Genomic DNA, 26,002 nt, shown 5'->3' with positions numbered 1-26,002 from the left:
CTAATTTAGAAAAAAAGAACTAATTCCGTAAGAGTTTATTCTTAGGTAAGTTATAAGCTGTTGTTTTATGTTAACATTGTCTTATCAGCGTTGTGTTTAACCTTTTCAACAAGTACTAATTTCGAGTATATTCTAAAAGTTAGGTTCTATTTTGATATTATATTTTGTTAAGAGTCCAACTACAGTATCTAAAGTAAATTTAGCTCCTTTAATTATATTATTTTCAGGATCAATGGTGAAATTAGTAGAACTTCTAAAATCCGCATTTTGTAAGTTTGTGTTTTTAAATATTGCATTTTGTAAATCACAATCGTTAAAAACAGCTGAACTCAAGTTACATTCTGTAAAATCGACTTCCTGAAGTTTGGTTTTGTTAAATGCAATTTTTGAAAGTTTTCGTTTAAAAAATGACGAATGATTTAATTGGCATTTGTCAACTTCTATAAAAAATGCAAATTCGTTACACTTATCAAATTGTAAACCTAGCATTTTACAATCTTTAAAAAGTACATTTTGAAATCCTGTTTGTAAAATATGTGCTGAGCTTAAATTACAGTCATAAAATTCGCAGTCTATAAACCTAATTTTAGATAAATCAGAATTAGAGAAATTACAATTTAAAAAAGAGCATAATTCATATTCGCCTTTTTCAAGACCATTTTCTGAAAAGTCCTTTTTTTTAAATGTTTTTTCTTCTATAAACTGCTCCTTCATTTAATTTCAATGTTTCTTTCCGCTAGCATAACTACCATGTAAAAAAAAACACTATTGGTTTAATAAACCTAGTATTTGCTGTTCAAAAGAGATAGAAAATAAGTTGGTATGCGGATCAATAATTTTTCCTTTTCTATCAATTAACATAACCTTTATTATTGGGCTAATGGCTAAAATTTCTTTCGCCTTTCTAGGGTTTGTAAACTTATATTCGTTTTTAGAAGTAAAATCATATTGTTTTAAAATTCTGCTATTATCTCTTATGTTAGTATCATCTATATTAATAGAGATAAAGTTTACTTCAGGATATTTTAAAGTCAATTCATTTACCTTAGAGTGGCTTTCTTTTAAGTGTGATTTATAGTCTTTAGACCAAAAATATAAAGCGGTAGGTTTGTTGATTAATTTTTTTAAAGGTATTTCTTTATTTTTATAATTAACTAAAGTAACATTAGGTATTGGGTTTCCTATTTCTAGTTGTTTTAAAGAATGTGCTAATTTTTTAATGTGGTTTTTATCTTTTTCATCTGTACTTTTTGAGTAGTAAAATTCTAGAAAAGTATCTAATTGCTTGATGTTTTTTGCATTGTTAATGTAGTTAATAGAAGAGATGCTTAATAATGGGTTTTTAATATCCTCATCTGTAATTAAACTGTCAATTAACTTTAGTTTATCTAAATTATAACAGAAAGAGTTTCTGTTTAATACTGTGTCTTTAGATTTTTTTAAATGCTCAGAAAGGGCTAAGTTTTTAATGTGATATCTTAAAAAAGTTTTATAGGTAAAGTATTCTTTAAGCGTGGTGTTATTATAATTTATATGCTTTCTGTACTTATAAAAATCATCTGGTAAAGATTGTAAATTTTTAATTTCGTTATCGCCATAATAAGCAAACGGATAAATTTCTTTGCTCAAGTAGTAACTGTAGTTAATATTGCCAATAGCAATTTGTTTAAACAATGCAGATGTAGCATTTTTTTCAATAAATGTATTTAGCCTTTTTAATTTAAGCTCTTTAATAGAATCTATTTTATTTTCAAAAGCTTTAGGTTCTAGCTGGCAATAGTTTAATATTTTATCATTTTCTGCTTCGTTTTCAAGAAACATATTAATAAGGTAATTATTTTTTTTAGCACCTTTTCCTGTATATACTAAAGACTCGTCAAAATCTATAGTATTTAACCTTATCATTACACTATCCTTAGGCTCTAATAATGCTAATTGAAATTCTTCACCAAACTGAGATTTTAATTTAAAAGTATATAAGCCATCTTCAACCTGTTCTATTTTGTATAAAAACCTATTTTTATTGTCTAGTAGTATGGTGTCTAAAACTTTATTTTCTTTGTATATAACAACCTGTCTGTCAATAGGATTTATTATTTCACCTCCAATATATGCTGTTTCCTCTGTATTTATAGCAACATTTTTTTTGCACGAAAAAAGAGTAAGAGTTAATAATAATATAGGTAGTAAAAATCGCATAATTGGGTTTAAAATTGAAATAAAGCTTATATAACAAAAATAGACCTTGCAAATAGAACCTCTTGTTAATTCAGTGTTAAAAGTTGTTATCATTTATATATTGAAAACGTTATTTAACACGCTTCTAACTTTTAAAATGATAAGGTTTTATAATAAATTTAAAAATTTAAGAGGATAGACTTTAGCTTAAAACAAGGCACAAAAGGGGTTTAAGCTGGTTTTTACAAGAAAAAAGGCAGTTGATTACTAGGTGGTATTTTATCCTTGATAAATAGACTAATAATTTAGTTTAGTAAGTTTCGTCTTATGCAATGAATTTTTTACTTTTGCAAACTCATTCGCCAAGGCAAAAGTGTTGGTGTATAAATTAAAAAACATATATGTTATCAGTATCTAATCTTTCGGTTCAATTTGGAAAACGCATTCTTTTTGATGAAGTAAATACCACTTTTAATAACGGAAATTGCTATGGTATTATTGGTGCCAATGGAGCAGGGAAATCTACCTTTTTAAAAATTATTGCAGGAAAACAAGAGCCAACTTCTGGGCATATAAGCTTAGAAGCAGGTAAACGTATGTCTGTTTTAGAGCAAGACCATAATAAACACGATGAAGACACGGTTTTAGATACCGTTTTAAAAGGAAATAAAGAACTTTATAGAATTAAATCTGAAATAGATGCATTATATGCAGACTATACCGATGAAAATGCAGAAAAAATTGGTGAACTTCAGGTGAAATTTGAAGAAATGAATGGTTGGAATGCAGAAAGCGATGCTGCTGCCATGCTTTCTAATCTAGGAATTAAAGAAGATGTTCATTATACCTTAATGAAAGATCTAGATGGTAAACAAAAAGTACGTGTGTTATTAGCACAGGCTTTGTTTGGTAATCCGGATGTTTTAATTATGGATGAGCCTACCAATGATTTAGATTACGAAACAATTACTTGGTTAGAAAACTTTCTTGCTAATTATGACAATTGTGTAATTGTAGTATCTCACGATAGACACTTTTTAGATTCTGTTTGTACGCATATTTCGGATATTGACTTCGGAAAAATTAATCATTTCTCAGGTAATTATACCTTCTGGTATGAGTCTTCACAACTAGCTGCAAGACAACATGCGCAACAAAACAAGAAAGCAGAAGAGAAAAAGAAAGAATTAGAAGAGTTTATTAGAAGATTCTCTGCCAACGTTGCAAAATCAAAACAAGCAACCAGTAGAAAGAAAATGATTGATAAACTTAATATTGAAGATATTAAACGTTCTAGTAGAAGATATCCAGCAATTATTTTTGAAAGAGATAGAGAAGCAGGAGATCAAATATTAAACGTAGAAGGTTTAGCAGCTTCTATTGAAGGAGAAACACTGTTTAAAAACATTGATTTAAATTTAAATAAAGGAGATAAAGTAGTAGTATTTTCTAGAGACTCTAGAGCTACTACAGCATTTTATCAAATTATAAATAATAAAGAACAAGCAGATGCAGGAAAATTTGCTTGGGGAGTTACTACTACACAATCTTATTTACCATTAGATAATAGTGAATTCTTTAAAAACGATTTAACTTTAGTAGATTGGTTACGTCAATGGGCAACTACAGAAGAAGAAAGAGAAGAAGTTTTTATTAGAGGTTTTCTGGGTAAAATGATTTTTAGTGGTGAAGAAGCGCTAAAAAAATCAAACGTACTTTCTGGAGGAGAAAAAGTGCGTTGTATGCTATCTAGAATGATGATGGTTAGAGCTAATGTTTTAATGTTAGATGAACCTACAAACCATTTAGATTTAGAAAGTATTACAGCATTTAATAACTCTCTTAAAAACTTTAAAGGTACTGTCTTGTTTTCTACACATGATCACGAGTTTGCGCAAACTGTAGCAAATAGAGTAGTAGAGCTAACACCTAACGGAATTATAGATAGATATACTACTTTTGATGAGTATATGCAAGATTCTAAAATTAAGGACTTACGTGATAAAATGTATCAATAAAAAATATTGATATATTAGATAAAAAAAATCCTGAAGTAGTTTATACTTCAGGATTTTTTTATTGTAAATAATCATAACAAATAATGAATGGGTTTTTAAGCCTTCATTTCTGCAGTAATACTTTCAATAATTGGTATTGCTGTTTCTAACTCGTCTTTATTTACATAAAGTTCTTGAGTGCCTTGATTAAAAGTACCAAAACCTCCTAATCTACCAGATTCAGATTCATCTTTAATTATTGCACTTATACCAACAGCATCTAGCTTATCAACCATTAATTGTGTAATAATAAAATTTCCTGTAAAGACTTTTATATAATTAGATTCTTCCATAGTATTTGTTTTTAGCATTCTTCTAAATATACAAAAAAAAGGAGCAAATTTATAGTAATTAACAGTTTGATATCGTTTTTTATGTGCCTTTGTTGCTTGAATAATAAGCGTTTAGTTAATTATTATTTTAAAAAATATATCTAAAAACACAAAAGAACATTTAATTAGTTATATTTGTTTAATAACAAAATCAACATTTTATTACAATGAGTAAAGGAACAGTAAAATTTTTCAATGATTCTAAAGGATTTGGATTTATTGTAGAAGACGACACAAACAAAGAACATTTTGTACACATTTCAGGTTTAATCGATGAGATTAGAGAAGGAGATGTTGTAGAATTTGAACTTACAGAAGGAAGAAAAGGATTAAACGCTATAAACGTAAAAGTAGTAGACTAAATATTACATTTCTTTAAAAAACAAAAGCCTTTTCATAATTGAAAAGGCTTTTTTGTTGTACTTCATCAAGTTTTACTTGATTTATCTTAGTTCGGCTCCAAGTTGTCTTTCAAAATTAGCTTGTAGCTTTTTCATTATTTTATCTATTTGTTTGTCTGTTAGCGTTTTGTTTGCGTCTTGCAACGTAAAGCTAACTGCATAACTCTTTTTACCTTTAGGTAAGTTTTTACCTTGGTAAACATCAAATAAATTTACTTCTTTTAAAAGTTGTTTCTCGGTTTGTTTTGCAATAGTGTGAATAGATTCAAAAGAAACAGCTTCATCTAAAAGTAAAGCAAAATCTCTACGTACTTCTGGGTATTTAGGTATTTCTGTAAACTTAATTTTGTTGTGTTTTGCTACTTCTAAAATATTATCCCAATTAAAATCAGCAAAAAGTACTTCTTGGCTAATTCCAAAATGTTTTAAAATATTCTTTTTAACTAAACCAAAACTTACTAGTTTGTTTTTTCCTAAAGCTAAAGTTAATCCTTCGCTAAAAATAGCTTCTTTAGCAGGTGTTTCTTTAAATCTAGTAATACCTAAACGTTCTAGTGTACTCTTTATAATTCCTTTAAAATAAAAGAACTCACTAGGTTTGTTAAGTCCGTTCCATGCTTCAGCAGTTCTGTTACCAGTTGCTAAAAGAGTAAGGTGTTTATGCTCTTCTCTAGTTTCGTTGTAGTTGTGGTATGTTTTTCCGAATTCAAAAAACTTCACATTGCTACGTTTTCTATTAATGTTATAAGAAAGTGCTTCTAAACCAGAAAATAATAAAGATTGTCTCATTACTGATAAATCATTACTTAATGGGTTAAGCATGGTTATATTGTGTTCTTCTTTTAACTGCTCGTCTAATTTAATGTAGTCTGGAGTAGTTAGTGAGTTGGCAAGCATTTCAAAAAATCCTTGTGCTACTAATTGGTTACCTACAACGTTTTGTAATTTATGATCTTCAAATTTTGAAGAGTTTGATATAGAAGCATTAAGTTTATTAGTAAACTCGATGTTATTATATCCATAAACACGTAAAATTTCTTCAATGATATCTGCTTCGCGTTGTACATCATTTCTATAAGCAGGAACGGTTAAACCTAATCCTGTTTCGGTTACATTGTTAACCTTAATTTCTAAAGAAGTTAAAATGCGTTTAATGGTTTCTTTTGGTATTTCTTGACCAATTAACTTTTTAGCATTTTCAAAACTTAAGCGTACTTCAAAGTCTTTAATTTTATTTGGGTATGCATCAATCACATCACTTGTAATTTCTCCTCCACAAAGCTCTAAAATTAATAAAGTTGCGCGTTTTAAAGCGTATTCTGTAATGTTTGGATCAATTCCTCTTTCAAATCTAAAAGAGGCATCTGTGTTTAAAGCATGGCGTTTTGCTGTTTTACGTATGCTTACAGGATTAAAATAAGCACTTTCTAAAAAGATGCTTGTAGTGTGTTCTGTAACTCCAGAGGTAATGCCTCCAAAAACACCTGCAATACACATAGGTTTCTCGGCATCGCAAATCATTAAATCATCTTCATGTAGTTCTCTTTCTACTTCATCAAGCGTTGTGAATTTAGTTCCAGCAGCAACGGTTTTTACTTCAATTTTGTTTCCTGCAATTTTTGCGGTATCAAAAGCGTGAAGCGGTTGACCAAGTTCATGAAGAACATAATTGGTAACGTCTACTACGTTGTTTTTTGGAGTTAAGCCAATAGATTTTAATCTGTTTTTTAACCATTCTGGAGATTCTGCAACCTTTAAACCAGAAATAGTAACACCACAATATCTTGGTGCTAATTCTTTATTTTGAACATCTACATCTATTTTAAGCGTTCTGTTATCTACATGAAAAGCACTTACAGAAGGTGTAATAAGTTCTACATTAATATCTTTTTGTAAAAATCCAGCTTTTAGGTCTCTTGCAGTACCAAAGTGGCTCATAGCATCTGCTCTGTTAGGAGTTAAGCCAATTTCAAAAACTTCGTCGTTTTCAATGTTAAAAAGTTCTGAAGCAGCAGTACCAACAACAGTATCTTCGGCTAAAACCATAATACCATCGTGAGATTTTCCTAAACCAAGTTCGTCTTCTGCGCAAATCATTCCAAAGCTTTCTTCGCCACGAATTTTCCCTTTTTTAATGGTCCATGATTCTCCTTCTTCTGTATATAGTGTGGTGCCAATAGTAGCAACAGGAACTTTTTGTCCAGCAGCAACATTAGGTGCGCCACAAACTATTTGTACAGGAGCTTCTGCGCCTATATTAACCGTTGTAATTTTAAGTCTGTCTGCGTTTGGGTGTTGTACACAAGTAAGTACTTCTCCAACAACAACACCTTTTAATCCTCCTTTTACAGATTCATATGGTGTAATGCCTTCTACCTCTAAACCTAAGTCTGTAAGTAATTCTTCGGTTTGTAATGCTGTCCAATCGGTTTTTATAAACTGTTTTATCCAGTTGTATGATATTTTCATTGCCTTCGTTAAAATTGAATTGCAAAGATAAAATAAAGCAGTTAGCATTCAAGCAATGTTTTAAATTTTGTACATTTTTAAATAACCTTTATAAGCAGGCTTTTTTATTGCTGTTTTATTCTTGATTTTTGTTATAATTATAAGAACAAAAGCATGCAACAGCATTTGTTTCTCCATTGTTTTTAAGGAATTCTATGGTATAGCGCTTGAAATGTTTTTTTTAACTTGTTTAAAATATTGTTGTTTTATAGTGTCTTTTTATATTCCTTTAACTTTTAATAGCTAATAAAATTCAACATGCATAAATTAATTTTAGTATTACTAATAGCGCTTTGTTTTTCTTGTAACCAGAAGAAAGAGAAGTTAGAAAAGAACAATATTGCTCTAGAAGCAGGAAATTATAGAGCAGAGTTACAAGTAAATGATTCTGTAGTACTGCCTTTTACGTTTAAAGTTTTAGATGCTACGCATTTAGAAATTTATAATGCTGAAGAGATTATAAAAGTAGATGAAATCACGTATAAACAAGATTCTATTTTTATTAAAACACCAGTTTTTCAAGGATATTTAGCCGCAAAATTAGCGGAGAAAAATAGATTAATAGGAAACTTTCTAAAACCAGATTTAAATAGAGTAGTGCCTTTTACTGCAGAAAAAAAGGAAACAAGATTTACAACTAATAAAAAGCCTGAAAGTGAAGTGACAGGAAACTGGGAAACCATATTTAGTCCAGAAAGCGAGGAGGATAAGTATATAGCTAAAGGTGTTTTTAAACAAACTGGAAGTAAAGTTGCAGGGACTTTTTTAACAACAACAGGAGATTATAGATACCTAGAAGGTGTTGTTGATGGAGACCAGATGAAGCTTTCTACTTTTGATGGTGCACATGCTTTTCTTTTTACAGCAACAGTTACAGACTCTACAATGATTGGTACTTTTTATTCTGGAAACCATTGGGTAGAACCTTTTGTTGCCAAGCGAAATGATGCGTATGAGCTACCAGATGCTAATGGTTTAACCTTTTTAAAAGAAGGATATGATAAAATGGCTTTTTCTTTTCCAGATGCTAGTAATAACATGGTTTCTTTAGGAGATAAACGTTTTAAAGATAAAGTAGTTTTAGTGCAAATTATGGGAACTTGGTGTCCTAATTGTTTAGATGAGAGTAAGTACTATGCAGAATACTATAAAGCAAATAAAGATAAAGGATTAGAGATTGTAGCATTGGCTTTTGAGTATGTAAAAACTAAAGAAGCAGCATTTAAAAACATCAATAGGTTGCAAGAGCGTATAGGTATAGAATATCCTATTCTTTTGGCGCAAACAGGAACATCTAACAAAAGTAAAGCACAAGAAAAATTACCAATGTTAAATCATGTATTGAGTTATCCTACTACTATTTTTATAGATAAAAAAGGAATAGTTAGAAAAATACATACAGGGTTTAATGGTCCTGCAACAGGTGAAAAATTTACCACTTTTAAAAAGGATTTTGAAACCTTTGTTGGTAGTTTGTTAGAGGAATAATTTTTTGCTACACGAAAGAGGTGAAGCTATATTTTTGCACTTTTTTTAGTTCTATATTATAAGTTGTTTAATGAAACTAAAGATGTTTTTTTCTTTTTAAAAAAGCATTTTTCACAAACGAAAAGCCTTTGATTAATATTGAAGTTTTACTTTAATAAAAGAATTGCTTTAACATTGATTATTAATTGATTGTGTTTTTGTTGGTGTCGTATATAAAAAATGTGCTTCTATTTTTTTTAGAAGCACATTTTTAATTCATGTTTAGTTATATAAACGGTTATTTAGCGTAAGCACCAGAAGAGTAAGTTAACTCATAACTGTGTGTGTAAATTTCAAAAACAATCCCAAAAGGATCTTCAACATAACACATTTTAAAAGGTTTGTCTTTAGGGTAATATTCTCTAATTGGCATTCTTTGTTTTCCGCCATAAGCAACAATTTTATCAATTAAGTCTTCAATATTTGGGTCTTGAACGCAAAAATGAAAAAGGCCTGTGTTAAAAGGATTAAATTCAGGAGCTTCTTTAATTCCGTTAGGAAAAGAAAATAATTCTACACCAACACCATCAGAAGTAGCTAAATGTGCTATTTCGAAGGTTTCCCAGTCGTTACCAAAAACATCAATACACATTTGGCCAATAGCAGTTTCTGTTTCTTTTTTTACTGTTGAAGGCTCCATAATTACATACCATCCCATTACTTCAGAGTAGAATTCTACCGCTTTTTTAATGTCTGGAACTGTGATTCCGATATGTGAAAAGGATTTTGGATAATCTTTATTCTTTGTCATAGTTTTTAATTTAGATTACAAAAATAATCTATATTTGCCTATTAGGCAATAACTTACTAAAAAGTAGTATAGTTACCAAAACGAGTAAATTGCTGATTATTAAATAAATATAAATTAAGTTTTGAATAAAGAAATTGATTGTCCGTTACATTATACCATGAATTTAATAGGAACAAAATGGAAGCCATTGATTTTGTTTCATCTTTTAGAAGGAGGTTTGCGTTCTGGAGTATTGCAAAAACACATTCCAGGAATTTCAAATAAAATGTTTACACAAACCGTTCGTGAGTTAGAAAAAGATAATCTTATTACAAGAAAAGTGTATCCTGTTGTGCCACCAAAGGTAGAATACTCGTTAACCGCTAGAGGGAAATCTCTTGAAAACGTGCTACGTAGCCTAGATAAATGGGGTTTAGAAGATGCTAAGCATTTATTATGAAATGTAGTTCCAGATATTTCTATACTTGCTCATTTCTCTATAGGTATTTAAAATCACTTGGTTTTCTATAGCAGCTAAAGAAGGGTCTTTGCTAAGCACTTGTTTAGCATGAAAACGTGCTAACTGCAATATGTCATTATCTTTAACAATGTCTGCAATTTTAAGGTTTAAAATACCGCTTTGCTGGGTTCCCATGATATCTCCAGGACCTCTTAAGCGCAAGTCTACTTCAGCAATTTCAAAACCATCACTAGTTTTGGTCATGGTTTCTAGTCTAGTTTTGCTGTCGTTAGAAAGTTTATGTCCTGTCATGAGTATGCAATAGCTTTGTTCCGATCCACGACCAACACGACCTCTTAATTGGTGTAATTGTGCTAATCCAAAGCGTTCTGCGCTTTCAATAATCATTACAGAAGCATTTGGTACATTAACACCAACCTCAATAACTGTAGTGGCTACCATAATTTGTGTTTCGCCTTTAATAAAGCGTTGCATTTCAAAATCTTTATCTGCAGGTTTCATTTTACCATGCACAATAGAGATTTGATATTTTGGTTTCGGGAAGTCTCTTTCAATACTCGCATAGCCATCCATTAGGTCTTTATAGTCCATTTTTTCGCTTTCTTGAATTAATGGATAGACAATATAAATCTGTCTTCCTTTAGCAATTTCATCGCGAATAAATTTAAACACTTTTAGTCTATTTGCATCATATCTATGTACTGTTTTTATAGCCTTTCTTCCAGCAGGTAATTCATCAATTATAGAGATGTCTAAATCGCCATAAACAGACATGGCTAAAGTTCTAGGAATTGGTGTTGCAGTCATTACTAAAATGTGTGGAGGAGAGGTGTTTTTTTTCCACAATTTACTTCTTTGTGCTACTCCAAATCTGTGCTGCTCATCAATAATTGCTAGTCCTAAATTTTTAAATTTCACCTTGTCTTCAAGTAGAGCGTGTGTACCAATTAGTATCTGTAATTTACCATTTTCAAGTTCTTCGTGAATGATTTTTCTTTCTGAAGTACTACTTGAGCCTGTTAATAGTTTTATACTGATTTCTAGGTCGTTACATAATTCAAGTAAGCCATTATAGTGCTGAGCTGACAAAATTGCAGTTGGCGCCATTAAGCAAGCTTGAAAACCGTTGTCAAGCGCTATTAACATTGACATTAACGCAACAATTGTTTTGCCAGAACCTACATCTCCTTGTAAAAGGCGATTCATTTGTGCATTGCTACCTAAATCATGACGAATTTCTTTTAAAACGCGTTTTTGTGCATTGGTTAATTCAAAGGGTAAATGGTCTTTAAAAAAGGAATTAAAATAATCACCAACTACAGGAAAAGGAAATCCTTTTATTTTAGATTTATGGATTAAATTTTTTAAAATTAACTGTAATTGTATGTAAAATAATTCTTCAAATTTGAGTCTAAATTGTGCCTTAGAAAGTAGCTCTGGAGTCTTCGGAAAATGGACATTAAAAATAGCTTCCGGTTTTGAAATTAATTTTAATTCTGCACGTAAATTATCAGGTAACGTTTCGGCAAATTTTCTTTTACTTTCTAAAAATAACTGTTGCATGATTTTGGTCATTACACGATTTGTAATTCCCTTATTCGATAGCTTTTCGGTAGAAGGATAAATAGCTTGCATGGCAGAGCGTAAATTTTGCTCATGCTCTTTTTGTAATTCTATATCTGGATGTGGCATATTAAACTTGCCATTAAACCAATTGGCTTTTCCAAAAATCACATAGGTTGTGTTTAGTTTTAGGCTTTCTCTAATCCATTTTTGTCCTCTAAACCAAACCAATTCCATGGTTCCTGTTTCGTCTTGAAAGGTCGCTACTAGTCTTTTTCCGCGTTTTTGAGCAATTTCTTCAAACTTGATTATTTTTCCTATGACTTGCACATCCGCATTATTGCGTTGTAGTTGATTGATTTTGTAGTACTGAGTTCTGTCAATATATCTATTAGGAAAAAGATTAAGTAAGTCTTGATAGGTGTGAATACCTAATTCCTTGCGAAGCAAATCTGCACGATTTGGTCCAACACCTTTTAAATAATCTATAGGAGTTTGCAAGTTTATACTCATAAAAGCGAAATTAAACAATTCCTTTTAAAAATAGAATCTATAAAAGCCTTGTTAATTAATAGATTTTAGTTTTGTTGTAATTTTAAATTGGCAAAACTTATATGTATTTTGGCGTAATGGTTGCTAGTAAAACATTTATGAGAGGAATTCTGTGTATCTTTTTAATTTTATTTTCGGTTTTTGTGCATGCGCAACAAACAGAAATTGTAGACTATAAAAAAGTAGATGCTGTTGTATTTTTTAATCAAATTCGCATAGATTCTACTGTGTATGACTCGTACGAAACAACTTTTGATATTTTAAAAAAAACAGATTCTATTTATTTGGATGCTGTAAATATGAAGTTTAAAAATGTTTCGTTAAACGGAAAAAAAGTGCTTTATAAAAATGAAGGAAATAAATTGATAATCTTTAATAAATTCAAGCCTTCTCAAGATAATAAATTGCAATTTTTGTTTTTTGCTTCGCCTAAAAAAGCGATGTATTTTGTTGGATGGGAAAATGAAGCTAGAAATCAAATTTGGACACAAGGACAAGGGAAATACACAAGTAATTGGTTGCCAAGCATAGATGATATGAATGACAAGATAGAGTTTGATCTTACTTTTGCTGCTCCAACCGATTACAAGGTGATTTCTAACGGAAAATTAGTTTTAAAAAACGATACACCATCATATATACTCTGGAAATATGATATGCAAAAACCTATGGCTAGCTACCTTGCTGCTGTGGTGGTTGGTAAATATGATGAAAAGGTAGAGGTTTCAAAAAGTGGCATTCCTTTAAAAATGTATTACTATCCTGAAGATTCACTTAAAGTGACACCAACCTATAGGTATACAAAAACAATGTTCGATTTTTTAGAAGATGAAATAGGTGTAGCATATCCTTGGCAAAACTATAAACAAGTTCCTGTACATGATTTTTTATATGCAGGAATGGAAAACACGAGTTGTACCATTTTTAGTGATGCTTTTATGATAGATGAAACTGCATTTGTAGATAAAAACTACGTAAATGTTAATGCGCATGAGTTGGCGCACCAATGGTTTGGTGATTTGGTTACCGAAACCTCTGGAACGCACCATTGGTTACAAGAAGGTTTTGCAACTTATTATGCATTACTTGCCGAAAAACACGTTTTTGGTGACGATTATTACTATTGGAGACTTTATGAGTATGTAGAAGAGTTAGCAGCTCAAGATCGTGCAGGAGCAAGTACAGCGCTAATGAATGCAAAAGCCAGTAGTACTACTTTTTATAAAAAAGGAGCAGTGGTTTTACATATGCTTCATGAAAAAGTTGGTGATGTAGCTTTTAAACTAGCGGTTAAAAATTATTTAAATAAATATGCTTTTAAAAATGTAGAAACTTCTAATTTTATAACAGAAGTAGAAAAGGCAAGTAATCAAGATTTAAGTGCTTTTGTAACTAAGTGGTTACAGGATAAGACTTTTTATTATGAAGAAGTAATAGCTTCACTACAAAGGCAATCAGCGTATATTACAGAGTATTTAATGGTAGATTGTGAAGCTGTAAATGCAAAGTGTGATTATTATTTAACCTCGGGTATTTCAGACAAAGCAAAGAGTAAAATCATTTCGCAAGTACCAGATAAAATTACTTCCGAAGTATTTAAAAACAGTATAAAAGTTAGACAAACAATAGCTCAAAACTTGTCTACTATTCCTTTTGCACTAAAAAAAGAGTATGAGTCGCTTTTACAGGATGCGTCTTATGTAACAAAAGAGGCTGCTTTATATAATCTTTGGTTAAATTTTCCAGAAGACAGAAGTGTGTATTTAGATAAAACAAGTTCTGTTATAGGTTTACCTAATAAAAATGTTAGATTGCTTTGGTTAACGCTAGCTTTAGTAACGCCAGATTATGCTGTAGACCAAAAGAACACCTATTTAAAAGAGTTAATTGGGTATACTTCGCCAGTATTTAATTTTGAAATACGAATGCAAGCATTTACCTTTTTAGATTCTTTAGGAATAATAAATCAAGAAATAATAAATCACTATAAAGAAGCAGAACAACACCATAATTGGCGTTTAAAAAAGTTTGCAAAAGCTTTTTTTGAAAAAAATAACGAAAACCTAAAAATAACAAACTAAAAATAAATTCATGCGAGCATTGGTAATATCTGGAGGTGGAAGTAAAGGGGCTTTTGCAGGTGGCGTAGCACAATATTTAATAGAACAAGAAAAACGCGAGTATGATATGTATTTAGGAACTTCTACAGGAAGCCTATTGGTACCACATTTAGCATTAAATAATATTAGTAAACTGCATGGTATGTTTACTAATGTTAGTCAACACAATATTTTTAGTGTAAACCCTTTTATACAGCACAAAAAAGATGGTAGAGAGTTTGTTTCTATTAATTATTTAAACTCGTTATGGCAATTTATAAAAAGAAAAAGAACTTTTGGAGAGAGTAAAAGTTTAAGAAGACATATTAAACGAAACTTTCTAGAAGAAGAGTTTAATACCATTAAAGCAAGCGGAAAAGATGTTGTGGTTACGGTTTCTAATCTTTCTAAAAATAGAGTAGAGTATAAGTCTATTAAAGATTTTAGTTATGAGGAGTTTTGTAATTGGATCTGGATATCTTGTAATTATATTCCGTTTATGTCTTTAGCAAAAGTAGATGGTTTTGAGTATGCAGATGGTGCTTTTGGTTGTGTAGTACCTATTCGTGAAGCTATTTCACGTGGTGCAACAGAAGTAGATGCTATTATTTTAGAAAGTGAAAATCTAGAATACAATAAGGTACTTGGTAAAAATCCCTTTTCTTTAATGATAAACCTGTTTGGTCATTTGTTAGATCAGGTAGAAAAAAGTGATATTGCTATAGGTAAGTTAGCAGCAAAACATAGAAATGTTAAGCTTAATTTATATTTTACACCAACAAAACTTACCGAAAACTCTTTGATTTTTAGTAAAAAATTAATGACAGCTTGGTGGTTAGAAGGTTTTTTATATGCAGAAACAAAGCATGGTAAAGATTCTAGTGTTGTAGCTGTAAAATATTAATGCAATTACATTAGTTTGCTTACTTCGTTTCTTATGTAAGCTAATCCTGCATGACTAGGAGCGTGTCCTTCCATCATTTCACTTAAAACTACTTCGCGAAGCTTGTTAGCAGAATCTGTTTTTTCTAACAAAGCCGCTTTGCGTATTAATTGAATTGTAGCATTTTTTGACGCATTAATAACATTCCAACACTCGTCAGTAACATATATTTGTTGTGCTAAATTATGCTCAAACTCTTGTTCTATAGACGCTATTAGTAACGACTCATAATCTTCTTTGTTAGAAGAAGTAGGTTGTACTCTTAAAAGTAGTTTAGAAGGCGTAATACGCTCTAAAAATAAAACCATTCTCTCGTATGCTTGTAGACGTAACGGAAAAGCTTCTTTTTGCAATTCTTTATGCATTAAAAAGGTTCTTCGGTTGTTTTCGTTTTGTACGTGTTCTCTAAAAAACAAATACGCAATAACTCCTGTTATTAAAGCAGGAATGATATACATTAATAGATTAAAAAGTTGTTGTTCCATAATTTTAAAATATACAGTTACAAACATAAGTTGTTTTTTATAATAGCACAAATTATCTGTTGCTTGAATGAAAAGTGCCTTTCATTAAATCAAGACATGTATTCCTTGAATGTATATATGTAGGTCTTGTATTACAAGTTAATTTGCGCTAGCTATTAATCAGTTAACCTAAATCGTCAGTAGAATAACCGTTTTTTTTGCTGGCGATTTTATTTTTTAGGTAAAAGAGGTAACATTTTACTTCGTTTTTGGATATAGATATGATAAGCAATCAAATGAAAGCTTTGTTTAATGTTTAAAATTTAAGAATTATGAAGAAATCACTACTATTACTTGCTTTAATTATTTCAAGTGTAACACAAGCGCAAACGGTATTAATTCCAAATGGAGGTTTTGATACAGATACTTCTGGTTGGTCTGTAACAGGTACGGATATTAGTATTTATGCCGATTATGGCGAAATGTATTTTAGTATTTCAGGAATATATACTAGGGATTATGTTCTTAGTACGCCCCAATTTTATTTAGAAGCTGGTAAAACCTATAAATTATATACAGACTATAGAAATGTAAGTTTTGATATGATGACGGGAGAGGTGCCTCTAGGTGGTTTTTGGAGTAGCACTTTAAAAGATGTAGGAGGAACAACAATTGCTAATGTTGGATTGAACACGTGTCAAACAGGAGGTTATTTAGATACTTGTAATTCTTCCAATTTTTCTGTCGCAACTAGCGGAACCTACTATGTTGAATTTGAAGGTCAGTATGGACCAGAGCAAGAGTTTATAGTAGATAATGTAGGTTTTCAAGAAATAATTGCAAATACCTTTAGTGGTACCGTTTCTTTAGATGTTAATAACGATGGTTGCGCAACCTCTACTACAACAGTAGAAAATTATCCAATTCAAGTAAACGAAACAAACTCAAATATCAGTTTTAATGTGTTTACAGATGCTAATGGTGCGTTTGAAGTAGAAACGCAAAACATAACAGGGAATTTTGTAACACAAACAAACCATGCTGTTTATGATGCTAGTCCAATAAATTATACCAATGTAGTTAGTGGTGGAGTTAATAGTTTTCCGAATCAAGATTTTTGTATAACGCCAAATGCAGTGGCAAACGATGTACTTGTTAATATAATACCTACAACGCAGGCTAGACCAGGTTTTAATACTTCTTACCAAATAAAATATACTAATTTTGGAACTACTCCTTTAAGCGGAATAGTAGATTTAAGCTATGATAATACTAGTGTTTCCTATTTAAATGCTTCTACAGTTCCAAATACAACCACAGTAAATTCATTAAGTTGGAATTATTTAAGCTTAATGCCATTAGAAACAAGAACGATAGATGTTCATTTTAATGTTTTTACGCCACCAACAGTAAACAATGGAGATGTTTTAGCGTACACAACTTCTATTACTCCAATAGCTGGAGATGCTACACCAACTAATAATTCGTATACTTTTAATCAGATTACTATCGGTTCTTATGACCCTAATGATATAACCATTCTAGAAGGTCCATTAATTTCAGAAAGTCAAGCAGATGATTACCTAACAGTAATTATTAGGTTTCAAAATACCGGAACAGCTTCGGCAATTAATATTACGGTTGAAAATACTTTGGATGCATTTTTTGATTGGAGTACGTTTCAACCAATAGCAGCAAGCCATAACTTTCATACAGTTATTAGTAATGGTAATGAAGTAGATTTTGTTTTTAACGGTATTAACCTAGCAGATAGCACAACCGATGAGCTAGGAAGTCATGGATGGATTTTTTACAGAATAAAACCGAAGAACACCTTTGTTGTTGGTGATATTATTTCTAATACAGCAGCTATTTATTTTGATTATAACTTACCAATTATAACAAACACAGCAACAACACAAATTGACGCAACACTTTCTGTTAATGAAATTACAGGAAACCAAAGTTTGTTTACTGTTTATCCCAATCCTACAAAAAATAAAATTACGGTTTCCGTGGAAGAAGAAGCGCCTTATAACATCGTTTCTGTAAATGGGCAAGTAGTTACACAAGGACAGCTTCAAAAAGGAACTAACACCTTACATACTTACAACCTAGCTAATGGTTTATACTTTTTACAAGTAAGAACGAAGGAAGGTGTTTCCACTAAAAAAATAATAAAACAGTAACGTAATAAATGTACCCCGAACTATTTAAATTTCATTTGTCAGATTTCTTTACAAGCCTTTTAGGTGTAGCGCAAATAACAGTATATTCTTATGCTATCCTAATAGCGTTGGGTACTTTAATAGCAGCGCTTTACACCAAGTGGAGCGCAAAAAAAGAATTAGGGATAACCAATCTTTCTAATACTTTTTTCTATGGGATTTTTATAGCAGGTTTTGTTGGTGGAAAGTTGTTTTTCTATTTGCAAGATCCTTTGACATACGTTCATAATCCGAGTTTGTTATTAAATAATTTTTCTGGAGGTTTTGTGTTTTATGGTTCGTTTGTGGTTATCATTCCTTATGTGGTATGGTATTTAAAAAGACATCACATTTCGGTTTTACCTATGCTAGACATACTGGCAATCACTACTACTATAGTTCATGCAATTGGTAGGTTAGGTTGTTTTACAGCAGGTTGTTGTTATGGTTCTCCAACAAATAGTGGTGTAGGAGTTATTTTTCCAACAACACATGGTATTTCGGTGCATCCAACACAATTATATGAAGTAACACTGTTAATAACAATTATGTCAACCTTATTAGTCATTAAAAAGTACAAACAATTTAATGGTCAAGTTTTCCTGATTTATTTAATGCTATATGCTTTTGGAAGAGGGGTTTTAGAACTATTTAGAGGAGACGATAGAGGTTTTGTTATAGATAACATACTATCACACTCACAATTTATAGCACTTTGCTTAATAAGTTTAGCTGCCTATTTCTATTATAAATTTTATAAACAAAATAACGTAAACACCCTTAATACTTAAAATTATGAAAAGACATGTATTACAAACAATTTTACCAGCAATACTATTAGTTGCTGCCGTATTTATAATAGGTGCTGGATGTACGGGACCAGCAGATGGTCAATCTACCTTTTGGCCAGATATAGATGGAGATGGTTATGGTGATGCCTTTGTTGGAAACGGGACTATTTATGACGATGATAATTTTCCAGATGGTTATGTGACTAATAGAGGCGATTGCGACGATACCAATGCAGCAATTAATCCTGGAGCAACAGAAATTCCAGATAATAACGTAGACGAAAACTGTAACGACCTTTTCGGAATTACTATTTATAAAGATTCTGATAATGATGGGTTTGGAGATCCAAATGCTGGAAATGTTTTTGAAATTAATTTTGGCGACCCTGCTCCAAATGGTATGGTGTATAATAATGCCGATTGTGATGATACCAATGCTCTGATAAACCCGAAAGCAGATGAAATAGTTGGTAATGATATAGACGATAACTGTGATGGATATGTCGATTTTATGGAATATTATACCGATGCAGATGGCGATGGTTATGGAGCTGGTAGCGCGTTACCACCACCAGCAGTTGGAGTGCATAATAATTTAGACTGTGATGATACTAATGCAGAAGTGTATCCCTATGCTGTGGAAGTTGAAAATGGGATCGATGATGATTGCGACGGAATAACAGATGAGCTTTTTTAATAATAAAAAAAGAATCCATTAAACCGTAACAATTTTTTTCTCTTTTAATATAAGGGAAATGTTTAACTATTATAAAAACAAATTAACGATTATGAAAACAACATTTAAAACGCTTTGTCTATTAATTTTAACACTAGTATTATTTAACTGTGATAATGATGATGATAACGCAGTCAATCAAGACGATTGTAATTTTGCCGGATTTACTTTTTTAGATACTTCAGACAATACGCAAACATTAATTGCAGAATCTGATTTAACCACAGATTTTTATTACACATCATCTAATGGTCCAGAAGTGGAAATATACAAATCCAGCGATCCAGGGAATTTTTGGTTTGTAACTTTAGTCGTAACAGACGGACAAACGGGAGGAGGTCAGCTAAGTGTTAATGGTACTATTTATAATGTAAATGTAACTTGTCAGAGAGCTGGTAACGCCATAGGAGAAGAATTTAGATACGATATTACTGGGTCAGGTTTAGAAGCTGAGTATTGTGTTGTAATAGATTTATACCATTAAAAAATAACAAATCCACTTCTAATGTTGTTGGTGTAGATGGTAAGGGGAATACTGGAAAATCTATAGAGAGAACAGTAGATGTGGATTATACTTTTATAAACCTTAAAAACAATACGAATGAGAAAAATATGCTTTTTAATATTTTTGTTATGCACTATCATATCTTGTGACAATGATGATGATGTTAATAATGATGCAACTAATCAGGACCAATGTAATTATCAAGGATTCTCTTATTTAGATACCAATAATAATGACCAAACATTAATTGCGGAATCTGAATTAAATACACAATATTTTCCGAATGCAAGTAACGGACCTTATGGTGCTCCGGGAATAGAAATAGCATCGTTTACAAGCTCTCCAACGTTGTTTTTTACAACTAATGTCATAGCGCTAGATGAAACTGGAACTGGTTGGATTTCTATAAATGGGGCTGAATTAGAAGCGGTAACAGTAACTTGTCAACGCGCAGGAACATCAGTAGGAGATGAAGTACGATTGGATGTTGTCTATGGAGTAGTTGAAGTCGAGTTTTGTGTTATTATTGATGAAGTTTTATAGATACATTTTAAGATACTATAAAATAAAAGTAATAGAGAAATAGTCTAATTCTGAAGCGGTTAATGGATGTAAGATCTAAGAGGTTAAAACAACTGCAAAACCATTATATTTGTAATACAACATAAAAGTAAATACTATTGAAACAAAGTAAACACCATAATATCACAATACTATCTTTTTGGATATGGTGTTTTCTTATCAATTTGTCTGGTTTTTTTAAAAAGACAGAAAAACAATATGTGCTTGCTTTCTTGTTGTGTTTTTCGGTTACAATTTCCTTGGCGCAACAATTTACCAATTACTCTACAAAAGATGGTTTGCCAAGTAATCATGTATATACTATTGTGCAAGATGCTAAAGGCTTTATTTGGTTTTTAACAGATAAAGGAATGGTAAAGTATAATGGTAAAACTTTTAAGACGATTTCTACAAAAAACGGATTACCAATTAATGATGTTTGGGATGCTTTTACCACTTCAGATGGTAAGGTTTGGTATTTATCTAAAGCGGCAAAACTTGGTTATGTAGAAAGGGATACGGTTATTTCTTTTCCTAATATAAATAAAGGAGAAATAATGAATCCTATATTTTCATCTCAAATTGGTGATTCTATCTATCCAACAGGACCTGAAAAAACATTTTCTTTAAAAAATAACCAATGGGTTGGTGAAACCACCTTTCCTTTTTATAATTTACAAGAAGAAAGATTAAAAATGAGAAATCGTTTTGTTTCTAATCTATCTCTTAAAGCTGACGGAGTATTAAGTTTTTATGATAAAAAAGAAAATAAAATAGCTAGTGTTGTTACCTCAGGTGTTTATGGTAAATCGGGATCTAGAGGTCAGCTAAACGATAGTTTGTTTTTTATGACAACCAGTAATAATTATTCTATAATTAATTTAAATACTCAAAAAGTTAAAAAAGTTAATTTATTAAATGCTATAGGTGTTCAGGAAGTAAAATACCTTAGAATAAATTTGGTAAATGATACCTTACAAGTTTCAGGAAATGGCTTTGTAGCTAAATTAGATGATAATTTTAATATAATAAATCCTTATTTTTTTCCTGAAAACATACAAGCGCATTTTGGCTTTATAGACAAGCAAAATACCATTTGGCTAGCTACCTTTAATAACGGAGTTTATAAATTACCAGCTGTTAAACAACAGGTGAAATATGAATTGCTAGATAATAAAATTCAAAGTTTCAATATAATAGATGGTAATTTAATAGTTGGAGTTTATGAAAAAGGGTTTTATATCTATGACAAAAAAGAAAAATCCTTTCAAGAATTCATTAAAAAGAAGGATTATGTTTTTGAAGCAAGCCATATAGAGCAAATACATGCTAATTTTTACTCTTTTGAAAATGCTTTAATTAAAGATGTAAATGGCGTAAAAACCAGTGTAGATGTTTCTAAGTTCTATGAGTTAGAAATGCTAACCAATGAAATAGGGCGTAAGTTTGTTTATTTTAAAGGGGAAATTTATGCAAACTTTTCCTTCGGAATTAATCGATTAAATTTAAAGCCTTTAAAGATTAAAAAAGAATTTAAACAAAAAGGTGCTAATGATATTTTAAACTTTAAAAACCGATTGCTAATAGCAACTACAAACGGATTAAAAGAAATTAAAAACGATTCGTTGCAACCTGTAACTTTTAAGAATAAAACCTTTAATAAATCTATTTTAAGTTTAAACAAAATAGATGATTCTCACCTGCTAATTAATACAGATGGTTTTGGTTCTTTTATTTCAGATTTAGAAACCATAAAACCTTTACCTAAAACAGATTTTTTAATAGTAGAAGAGGCTTTTGTAAATAATAATACATTGTGGTTGGCAACCAATTCTGGTGTTTTAAAGTTTATAAAAAAAGATAATAATTTTCAGCTTATTAAACACTTTACTTTAAGTGATGGTTTGCCTACAAACCATATTTATAAAATATATGTAGATGATACTAACCTATTTGTTGGTACAAATAATGGTATTGCAATTTTGCCTAAAAATAGTAAGAATAGTTCTCTTTTATTAGATGTTTATGTAGAAGCAGCTAAATATAATAACCAAGATATTTCAGAAGATAATTCTGTTTTTTACTACAAAAAGAATAATAACTTAAACGTTACCGTTTCTAATATCGATTTTTCTTCTAACACCAAAGACTTTTCATTTAAGTATAAATTAGATCCCATTCAAAAAAAATGGACTACTACCACAACAAATAGTTTTAACTTTAATGATTTAGCTCCAGGAGAATATGTTTTGTATATAGATGCTAATGCTATAAAAAAACAAGTATGCTTTATTATTAAGCCTTTGTGGTGGCAAACCTATTGGTTTAAGGCTTTGGTTGTGTTTTTAGGTGTTGTTTTGGTAGCATTACTATCTAGGTTTTTTGTAAAACGATCACAGTTTAATAAAAACAAAAAAATATTTGAAGATAAACGATTGAGCGAGTTACAGCTTAAAGCATTACGCTCGCAAATGAATCCGCATTTTGTGTTTAATTCTTTATCAGCAATACAGTATTATATAGGCGAAAATAATTTTGAAGCATCAGAGTTGTACCTAGTAAAGTTTTCAAAACTAATTCGTCAATTTTTTGCGCTATCAAAAGAAAACGAAATAAGTTTAGAAACAGAAGTTAATCTGCTTAAAGCGTATTTAGAAATTGAAAAACTGCGTTTTAAAGAAAAGCTTAGTTTTACCATTAATGTAGATGCTAAATTAGATGTGCAAAACACTAAAATACCAACCATGCTTTTACAACCTATAGTTGAAAACGCGGTAAACCATGGCATTTTTAATAAAGTAGAAAACGGATTAATAACATTAAATTTTATCTATTTAGATGCACAAACATTTAAAGTAGAAATAATAGACGATGGAGTAGGTTTTGTAAACACTAAAAAAAGGCAAAACAAGGATGTGAAATCTTCAAACGTTTTAAAAGATAGATTACATTTTTTAAATTACTCTGAAAAATGGGAGATAAGCTATAGTGAAGAAGAATTACATGCTAACAAATTAGATAAAGGAAATCAGTCGGTTTTTTTAATTAAGAAAAAATAAAGCAATGCGTGAAAATATAAAAGCCATATTGGTAGATGATGAGATTTCAAACTTAAAAGGATTGCAACGTAAATTAGAAAATTTGTTTCCTAGCATTCATGTTTCTGGAGCTTTTCAAAAACCAGAAGATGCTATTCAAGCTATTATAGATGAAAAGCCAAATCTTCTTTTTCTAGATATTGAAATGCCAAGAATTAATGGTTTTGAGTTACTAGCGCGCTTAAAAGAGGTTCATTTTCATGTTATTTTTGTAACAGCATATAGTGAATATGCTCTTAAAGCTTTTAAAAAATCTGCTATAGATTATGTGCTAAAGCCAATAGATAATGATGATTTGGTTTTTGCTGTTAATAAGGCTTTAGATATCATTAAACTAAAAAAAGAAAGTGAAAGTAATTCTAAACTACTTAGTGTATTAGAAGAAAACATCTCTAAAAGCAACAAAATTATTGTGCCAACACAAAAAGGAATTTCTTTTTTACCACAAGATGAGGTTTTGCATTTAGAAGGTTATGAAGGGTATACCAAAATACATCTTATAAATAATACAACTATTACAAGTTCGTATAATTTAGGTAAGTTTGAAAAACTACTTAACACCACGTTTTTTAAATGTCATAAATCACATATTATAAACCTTGAAAAGGTTCGTCATTTTGAAAATGAAGGTTATATACTTTTAGATAATGACTATCGTGTGCCAATTTCTAAAACCAATAAAAAAGCCTTTTTAGGCTTGTTTAGTTAGTTTTTTTACCTCCTAAATACATGCAGTCTTTTAAGGCTTGCATGCCATTAAAAGGTACAGGAGTTTTTTCATAACCATAGGTTCCGCTTAATTCTTTAGCTAAATTGTGGTCGTCTACATTTACTTCAATATCATTCATGGTAAACTCACAAGGATGCTCATAACCAGCTGCATGTGTAATTTCTATAAACTCTTTTCTAAATGTTTTAAAATATTGAGACAATCTAACCGATTTTAAAGTAGGATCAATACCGTTTTGTAACCATTTACTTTGCGTAGCAACACCACTTGGGCATTTGTTGGTATGGCAAACTTGTGCTTGAATACAACCAATACTCATCATGGCTTCTCTAGCAACGTTTATACAGTCTGCTCCCATAGCAAATGCCATTGCAGCTTTTGCAGGAAAGCCTAATTTACCACTACCAATAAAAACAATACGTTCACTTAGTCCTTTGCTTTGAAAAAGTTTATACAAATCACCAAAACCGTAAACCCAAGGTAAACTTACATGATCTGCAAAACTTGGAGGAGCAGCTCCAGTACCACCTTCGCCACCATCTACAGTAATAAAATCTGGACCTTTTCCTGTGGCTTTCATGATGTTTGCAAGCTCTTCCCATTGTTCTAATTTACCAATGGCAGCTTTTATTCCAACAGGTAATCCTGTTTTTTCGGCAAGTAATTCTATAAAATCTACCATTTCTGGTACATTGCTAAAAGCTTTATGGTTAGGAGGAGAGAGTACATCTTTACCAATTTCAACACCTCTAATTTTAGCAATTTCAGGAGTAATTTTAGCTCCTGGTAAAACACCACCTTTTCCTGGTTTTGCTCCTTGTGATAGTTTTATTTCAATAGCACGAATAAAAGGGTTTTCTTCTATTAATTGAAGCATTTTTTCCATTGAAAATCCACCATCAGCAGCACGAACACCAAAATATCCTGTTCCAAAATGAAAAATGACGTCACCACCATTACTGTGGTAAGGAGATAATCCTCCTTCACCAGTATTATGGTACGCTCCAGCCATTTTAACACCTTTGTTTAAAGAGTCTATAGCCTTTGCAGACAGTGAGCCAAAACTCATAGCAGATACGTTAATTACAGAACCTGGTCTAAATGGTTTTTTACGTTTGTTATATGCACCCATTACTTTGGCACAAGGCAAAAAGCAATGATCTTCTGTATTAGGATGGTTTTCTGGTATTTGATAAGGCATCATAGCATTATTAATAAAAATATGCTGGTGCGAGTAAATATCTCTATCTGTACCAAAACCTTCGTAGTTGTTTTCTTTTTTTGCCGAAGCGTAAATCCAACCTCGTTCAATTCTATTAAATGGTAATTCTTCTCTGTTATTTGCAACTAAATATTGTCTTAGCTCAGGACCAATTTTTTCAAGAATATATCTAAAATGACCAATAACAGGGAAATTATTACTTATAGTATGTGCTTTTTGAAAAAAAAGATCTCGAATAGCTACTAGTACTATAACTACAATAATCCACATCCACCAAGATATAGAACTTAAAAAAGAGAGAATGGTATCCATAAAAA

The 26,002-nt window shown here is 30.8% G+C and carries 21 protein-coding genes; 13 read left to right on the top strand and 8 right to left on the bottom strand.

Annotated features, from left to right (window positions below):
- Positions 1–132: 132 nt before the first annotated feature.
- Together ACFSSB_RS05240 and ACFSSB_RS05235 are read right to left on the bottom strand one after the other, a co-directional pair.
- Positions 133–714, bottom strand: coding sequence for a pentapeptide repeat-containing protein (locus ACFSSB_RS05240; RefSeq protein ID WP_379901714.1), 582 nt, complete (start codon positions 712–714; stop codon positions 133–135).
- A 51-nt stretch (positions 715–765) separates the two neighbouring features.
- Positions 766–2,199, bottom strand: a complete 1,434-nt coding sequence (locus tag ACFSSB_RS05235) for a TlpA family protein disulfide reductase (protein ID WP_379901712.1) — start codon at positions 2,197–2,199, stop codon at positions 766–768.
- 380 nt (positions 2,200–2,579) lie between these two features.
- On the opposite strand from ACFSSB_RS05235, the gene ACFSSB_RS05230 reads away from it, so the two are divergent.
- Positions 2,580–4,196, top strand: coding sequence for an ABC-F family ATP-binding cassette domain-containing protein (locus tag ACFSSB_RS05230; protein ID WP_379901710.1), 1,617 nt, complete (start codon positions 2,580–2,582; stop codon positions 4,194–4,196).
- Between the two features lie 95 nt (positions 4,197–4,291).
- Here the strand turns inward: ACFSSB_RS05230 and ACFSSB_RS05225 are convergent, their stop codons facing one another.
- The gene (locus tag ACFSSB_RS05225; RefSeq protein ID WP_379901708.1) at positions 4,292–4,546 is read right to left on the bottom strand and encodes a DUF2007 domain-containing protein; all 255 of its coding nucleotides are present in this window, start codon (positions 4,544–4,546) and stop codon (positions 4,292–4,294) included.
- A 188-nt stretch (positions 4,547–4,734) separates the two neighbouring features.
- On the opposite strand from ACFSSB_RS05225, the gene ACFSSB_RS05220 reads away from it, so the two are divergent.
- Positions 4,735–4,929, top strand: a complete 195-nt coding sequence (locus tag ACFSSB_RS05220; RefSeq protein WP_215966397.1) for a cold-shock protein — start codon at positions 4,735–4,737, stop codon at positions 4,927–4,929.
- A gap of 81 nt (positions 4,930–5,010) precedes the next feature.
- Here ACFSSB_RS05220 and pheT read toward each other — a convergent pair whose 3' ends face one another.
- A complete protein-coding gene (gene pheT / locus ACFSSB_RS05215; protein ID WP_379901705.1) occupies positions 5,011–7,437 on the bottom strand; it encodes a phenylalanine--tRNA ligase subunit beta in 2,427 nt (808 codons plus the stop codon).
- A 297-nt stretch (positions 7,438–7,734) separates the two neighbouring features.
- Between pheT and ACFSSB_RS05210 the strand changes: the two genes are divergently transcribed.
- Positions 7,735–8,964: a peroxiredoxin family protein gene (locus ACFSSB_RS05210; RefSeq protein ID WP_379901703.1), complete on the top strand. Its 1,230-nt coding sequence runs from the start codon at positions 7,735–7,737 to the stop codon at positions 8,962–8,964.
- Positions 8,965–9,241: 277 nt separating this feature from the next.
- Here the strand turns inward: ACFSSB_RS05210 and ACFSSB_RS05205 are convergent, their stop codons facing one another.
- Positions 9,242–9,754 (bottom strand): VOC family protein, encoded by a 513-nt coding sequence (locus ACFSSB_RS05205; protein WP_379901701.1) that lies wholly within the window; start codon positions 9,752–9,754, stop codon positions 9,242–9,244.
- Positions 9,755–9,911: 157 nt separating this feature from the next.
- On the opposite strand from ACFSSB_RS05205, the gene ACFSSB_RS05200 reads away from it, so the two are divergent.
- Entirely contained in the window at positions 9,912–10,193 is a 282-nt protein-coding gene (locus ACFSSB_RS05200) for a winged helix-turn-helix transcriptional regulator (RefSeq protein WP_379902141.1), read from the top strand.
- On the opposite strand, the gene recG is transcribed toward ACFSSB_RS05200, so the two are convergent.
- Positions 10,188–12,290 (bottom strand): ATP-dependent DNA helicase RecG, encoded by a 2,103-nt coding sequence (gene recG, locus ACFSSB_RS05195; protein WP_379901699.1) that lies wholly within the window; start codon positions 12,288–12,290, stop codon positions 10,188–10,190. The two genes, ACFSSB_RS05200 and recG, sit on opposite strands and share 6 nt — an antisense overlap.
- 137 nt (positions 12,291–12,427) lie before the next feature.
- On the opposite strand from recG, the gene ACFSSB_RS05190 reads away from it, so the two are divergent.
- Both ACFSSB_RS05190 and ACFSSB_RS05185 read left to right on the top strand, forming a co-directional pair.
- Positions 12,428–14,410: a M1 family metallopeptidase gene (locus ACFSSB_RS05190; RefSeq protein WP_379901696.1), complete on the top strand. Its 1,983-nt coding sequence runs from the start codon at positions 12,428–12,430 to the stop codon at positions 14,408–14,410.
- A 10-nt stretch (positions 14,411–14,420) separates the two neighbouring features.
- A complete protein-coding gene (locus ACFSSB_RS05185; protein WP_379901694.1) occupies positions 14,421–15,332 on the top strand; it encodes a patatin-like phospholipase family protein in 912 nt (303 codons plus the stop codon).
- A gap of 5 nt (positions 15,333–15,337) precedes the next feature.
- On the opposite strand, the gene ACFSSB_RS05180 is transcribed toward ACFSSB_RS05185, so the two are convergent.
- Entirely contained in the window at positions 15,338–15,856 is a 519-nt protein-coding gene (locus tag ACFSSB_RS05180; RefSeq protein ID WP_379901692.1) for a DUF7935 family protein, read from the bottom strand.
- A 311-nt stretch (positions 15,857–16,167) separates the two neighbouring features.
- Here ACFSSB_RS05180 and ACFSSB_RS05175 point away from each other — a divergent pair, with 311 nt between their 5' ends.
- The 7 genes from ACFSSB_RS05175 (at position 16,168) to ACFSSB_RS05145 (ending at position 24,442) form a co-directional block, all read left to right on the top strand.
- Complete coding sequence (locus ACFSSB_RS05175; RefSeq protein ID WP_379901690.1) at positions 16,168–18,024, top strand: T9SS type A sorting domain-containing protein; 1,857 nt, start codon at positions 16,168–16,170, stop codon at positions 18,022–18,024.
- Positions 18,025–18,032: 8 nt separating this feature from the next.
- Positions 18,033–18,833, top strand: coding sequence for a prolipoprotein diacylglyceryl transferase (locus ACFSSB_RS05170; protein WP_379901688.1), 801 nt, complete (start codon positions 18,033–18,035; stop codon positions 18,831–18,833).
- Between the two features lie 4 nt (positions 18,834–18,837).
- Positions 18,838–19,530: a putative metal-binding motif-containing protein gene (locus ACFSSB_RS05165; protein ID WP_379901686.1), complete on the top strand. Its 693-nt coding sequence runs from the start codon at positions 18,838–18,840 to the stop codon at positions 19,528–19,530.
- Between the two features lie 91 nt (positions 19,531–19,621).
- Entirely contained in the window at positions 19,622–20,053 is a 432-nt protein-coding gene (locus ACFSSB_RS05160) for a hypothetical protein (RefSeq protein WP_379901684.1), read from the top strand.
- A gap of 144 nt (positions 20,054–20,197) precedes the next feature.
- Positions 20,198–20,617: a hypothetical protein gene (locus ACFSSB_RS05155; protein WP_379901682.1), complete on the top strand. Its 420-nt coding sequence runs from the start codon at positions 20,198–20,200 to the stop codon at positions 20,615–20,617.
- Positions 20,618–20,895: 278 nt separating this feature from the next.
- Positions 20,896–23,694, top strand: coding sequence for a sensor histidine kinase (locus ACFSSB_RS05150; RefSeq protein ID WP_379901680.1), 2,799 nt, complete (start codon positions 20,896–20,898; stop codon positions 23,692–23,694).
- A 4-nt stretch (positions 23,695–23,698) separates the two neighbouring features.
- The gene (locus ACFSSB_RS05145) at positions 23,699–24,442 is read left to right on the top strand and encodes a LytR/AlgR family response regulator transcription factor (protein ID WP_379901678.1); all 744 of its coding nucleotides are present in this window, start codon (positions 23,699–23,701) and stop codon (positions 24,440–24,442) included.
- Here the strand turns inward: ACFSSB_RS05145 and ACFSSB_RS05140 are convergent.
- Complete coding sequence (locus ACFSSB_RS05140) at positions 24,435–25,997, bottom strand: FMN-binding glutamate synthase family protein (RefSeq protein WP_379901676.1); 1,563 nt, start codon at positions 25,995–25,997, stop codon at positions 24,435–24,437. The genes ACFSSB_RS05145 and ACFSSB_RS05140 overlap by 8 nt on opposite strands.
- Positions 25,998–26,002: the final 5 nt, after the last annotated feature.

The organism is Lacinutrix gracilariae, from assembly GCF_042684485.1.
GTDB classification, from domain to species: domain Bacteria; phylum Bacteroidota; class Bacteroidia; order Flavobacteriales; family Flavobacteriaceae; genus Oceanihabitans; species Oceanihabitans gracilariae.
The sequence above is the reverse complement of the archived record's forward strand: the minus strand, read 5'-3'. Positions and strand labels throughout refer to the sequence as shown.

What these genes read in the sequence shown, in the direction of transcription:
- ACFSSB_RS05240 (WP_379901714.1), bottom strand. Translation starts at nt 714, where the DNA reads ATGAAGGAGCAGTTTATAGAAGAAAAAACATTTAAAAAAAAGGACTTT.
- ACFSSB_RS05235 (WP_379901712.1), bottom strand. Translation starts at nt 2,199, where the DNA reads ATGCGATTTTTACTACCTATATTATTATTAACTCTTACTCTTTTTTCG.
- ACFSSB_RS05230 (WP_379901710.1), top strand. Translation starts at nt 2,580, where the DNA reads ATGTTATCAGTATCTAATCTTTCGGTTCAATTTGGAAAACGCATTCTT.
- ACFSSB_RS05225 (WP_379901708.1), bottom strand. Translation starts at nt 4,546, where the DNA reads ATGCTAAAAACAAATACTATGGAAGAATCTAATTATATAAAAGTCTTT.
- ACFSSB_RS05220 (WP_215966397.1), top strand. Translation starts at nt 4,735, where the DNA reads ATGAGTAAAGGAACAGTAAAATTTTTCAATGATTCTAAAGGATTTGGA.
- pheT (WP_379901705.1), bottom strand. Translation starts at nt 7,437, where the DNA reads ATGAAAATATCATACAACTGGATAAAACAGTTTATAAAAACCGATTGG.
- ACFSSB_RS05210 (WP_379901703.1), top strand. Translation starts at nt 7,735, where the DNA reads ATGCATAAATTAATTTTAGTATTACTAATAGCGCTTTGTTTTTCTTGT.
- ACFSSB_RS05205 (WP_379901701.1), bottom strand. Translation starts at nt 9,754, where the DNA reads ATGACAAAGAATAAAGATTATCCAAAATCCTTTTCACATATCGGAATC.
- ACFSSB_RS05200 (WP_379902141.1), top strand. Translation starts at nt 9,912, where the DNA reads ATGAATTTAATAGGAACAAAATGGAAGCCATTGATTTTGTTTCATCTT.
- recG (WP_379901699.1), bottom strand. Translation starts at nt 12,290, where the DNA reads ATGAGTATAAACTTGCAAACTCCTATAGATTATTTAAAAGGTGTTGGA.
- ACFSSB_RS05190 (WP_379901696.1), top strand. Translation starts at nt 12,428, where the DNA reads ATGAGAGGAATTCTGTGTATCTTTTTAATTTTATTTTCGGTTTTTGTG.
- ACFSSB_RS05185 (WP_379901694.1), top strand. Translation starts at nt 14,421, where the DNA reads ATGCGAGCATTGGTAATATCTGGAGGTGGAAGTAAAGGGGCTTTTGCA.
- ACFSSB_RS05180 (WP_379901692.1), bottom strand. Translation starts at nt 15,856, where the DNA reads ATGGAACAACAACTTTTTAATCTATTAATGTATATCATTCCTGCTTTA.
- ACFSSB_RS05175 (WP_379901690.1), top strand. Translation starts at nt 16,168, where the DNA reads ATGAAGAAATCACTACTATTACTTGCTTTAATTATTTCAAGTGTAACA.
- ACFSSB_RS05170 (WP_379901688.1), top strand. Translation starts at nt 18,033, where the DNA reads ATGTACCCCGAACTATTTAAATTTCATTTGTCAGATTTCTTTACAAGC.
- ACFSSB_RS05165 (WP_379901686.1), top strand. Translation starts at nt 18,838, where the DNA reads ATGAAAAGACATGTATTACAAACAATTTTACCAGCAATACTATTAGTT.
- ACFSSB_RS05160 (WP_379901684.1), top strand. Translation starts at nt 19,622, where the DNA reads ATGAAAACAACATTTAAAACGCTTTGTCTATTAATTTTAACACTAGTA.
- ACFSSB_RS05145 (WP_379901678.1), top strand. Translation starts at nt 23,699, where the DNA reads ATGCGTGAAAATATAAAAGCCATATTGGTAGATGATGAGATTTCAAAC.
- ACFSSB_RS05140 (WP_379901676.1), bottom strand. Translation starts at nt 25,997, where the DNA reads ATGGATACCATTCTCTCTTTTTTAAGTTCTATATCTTGGTGGATGTGG.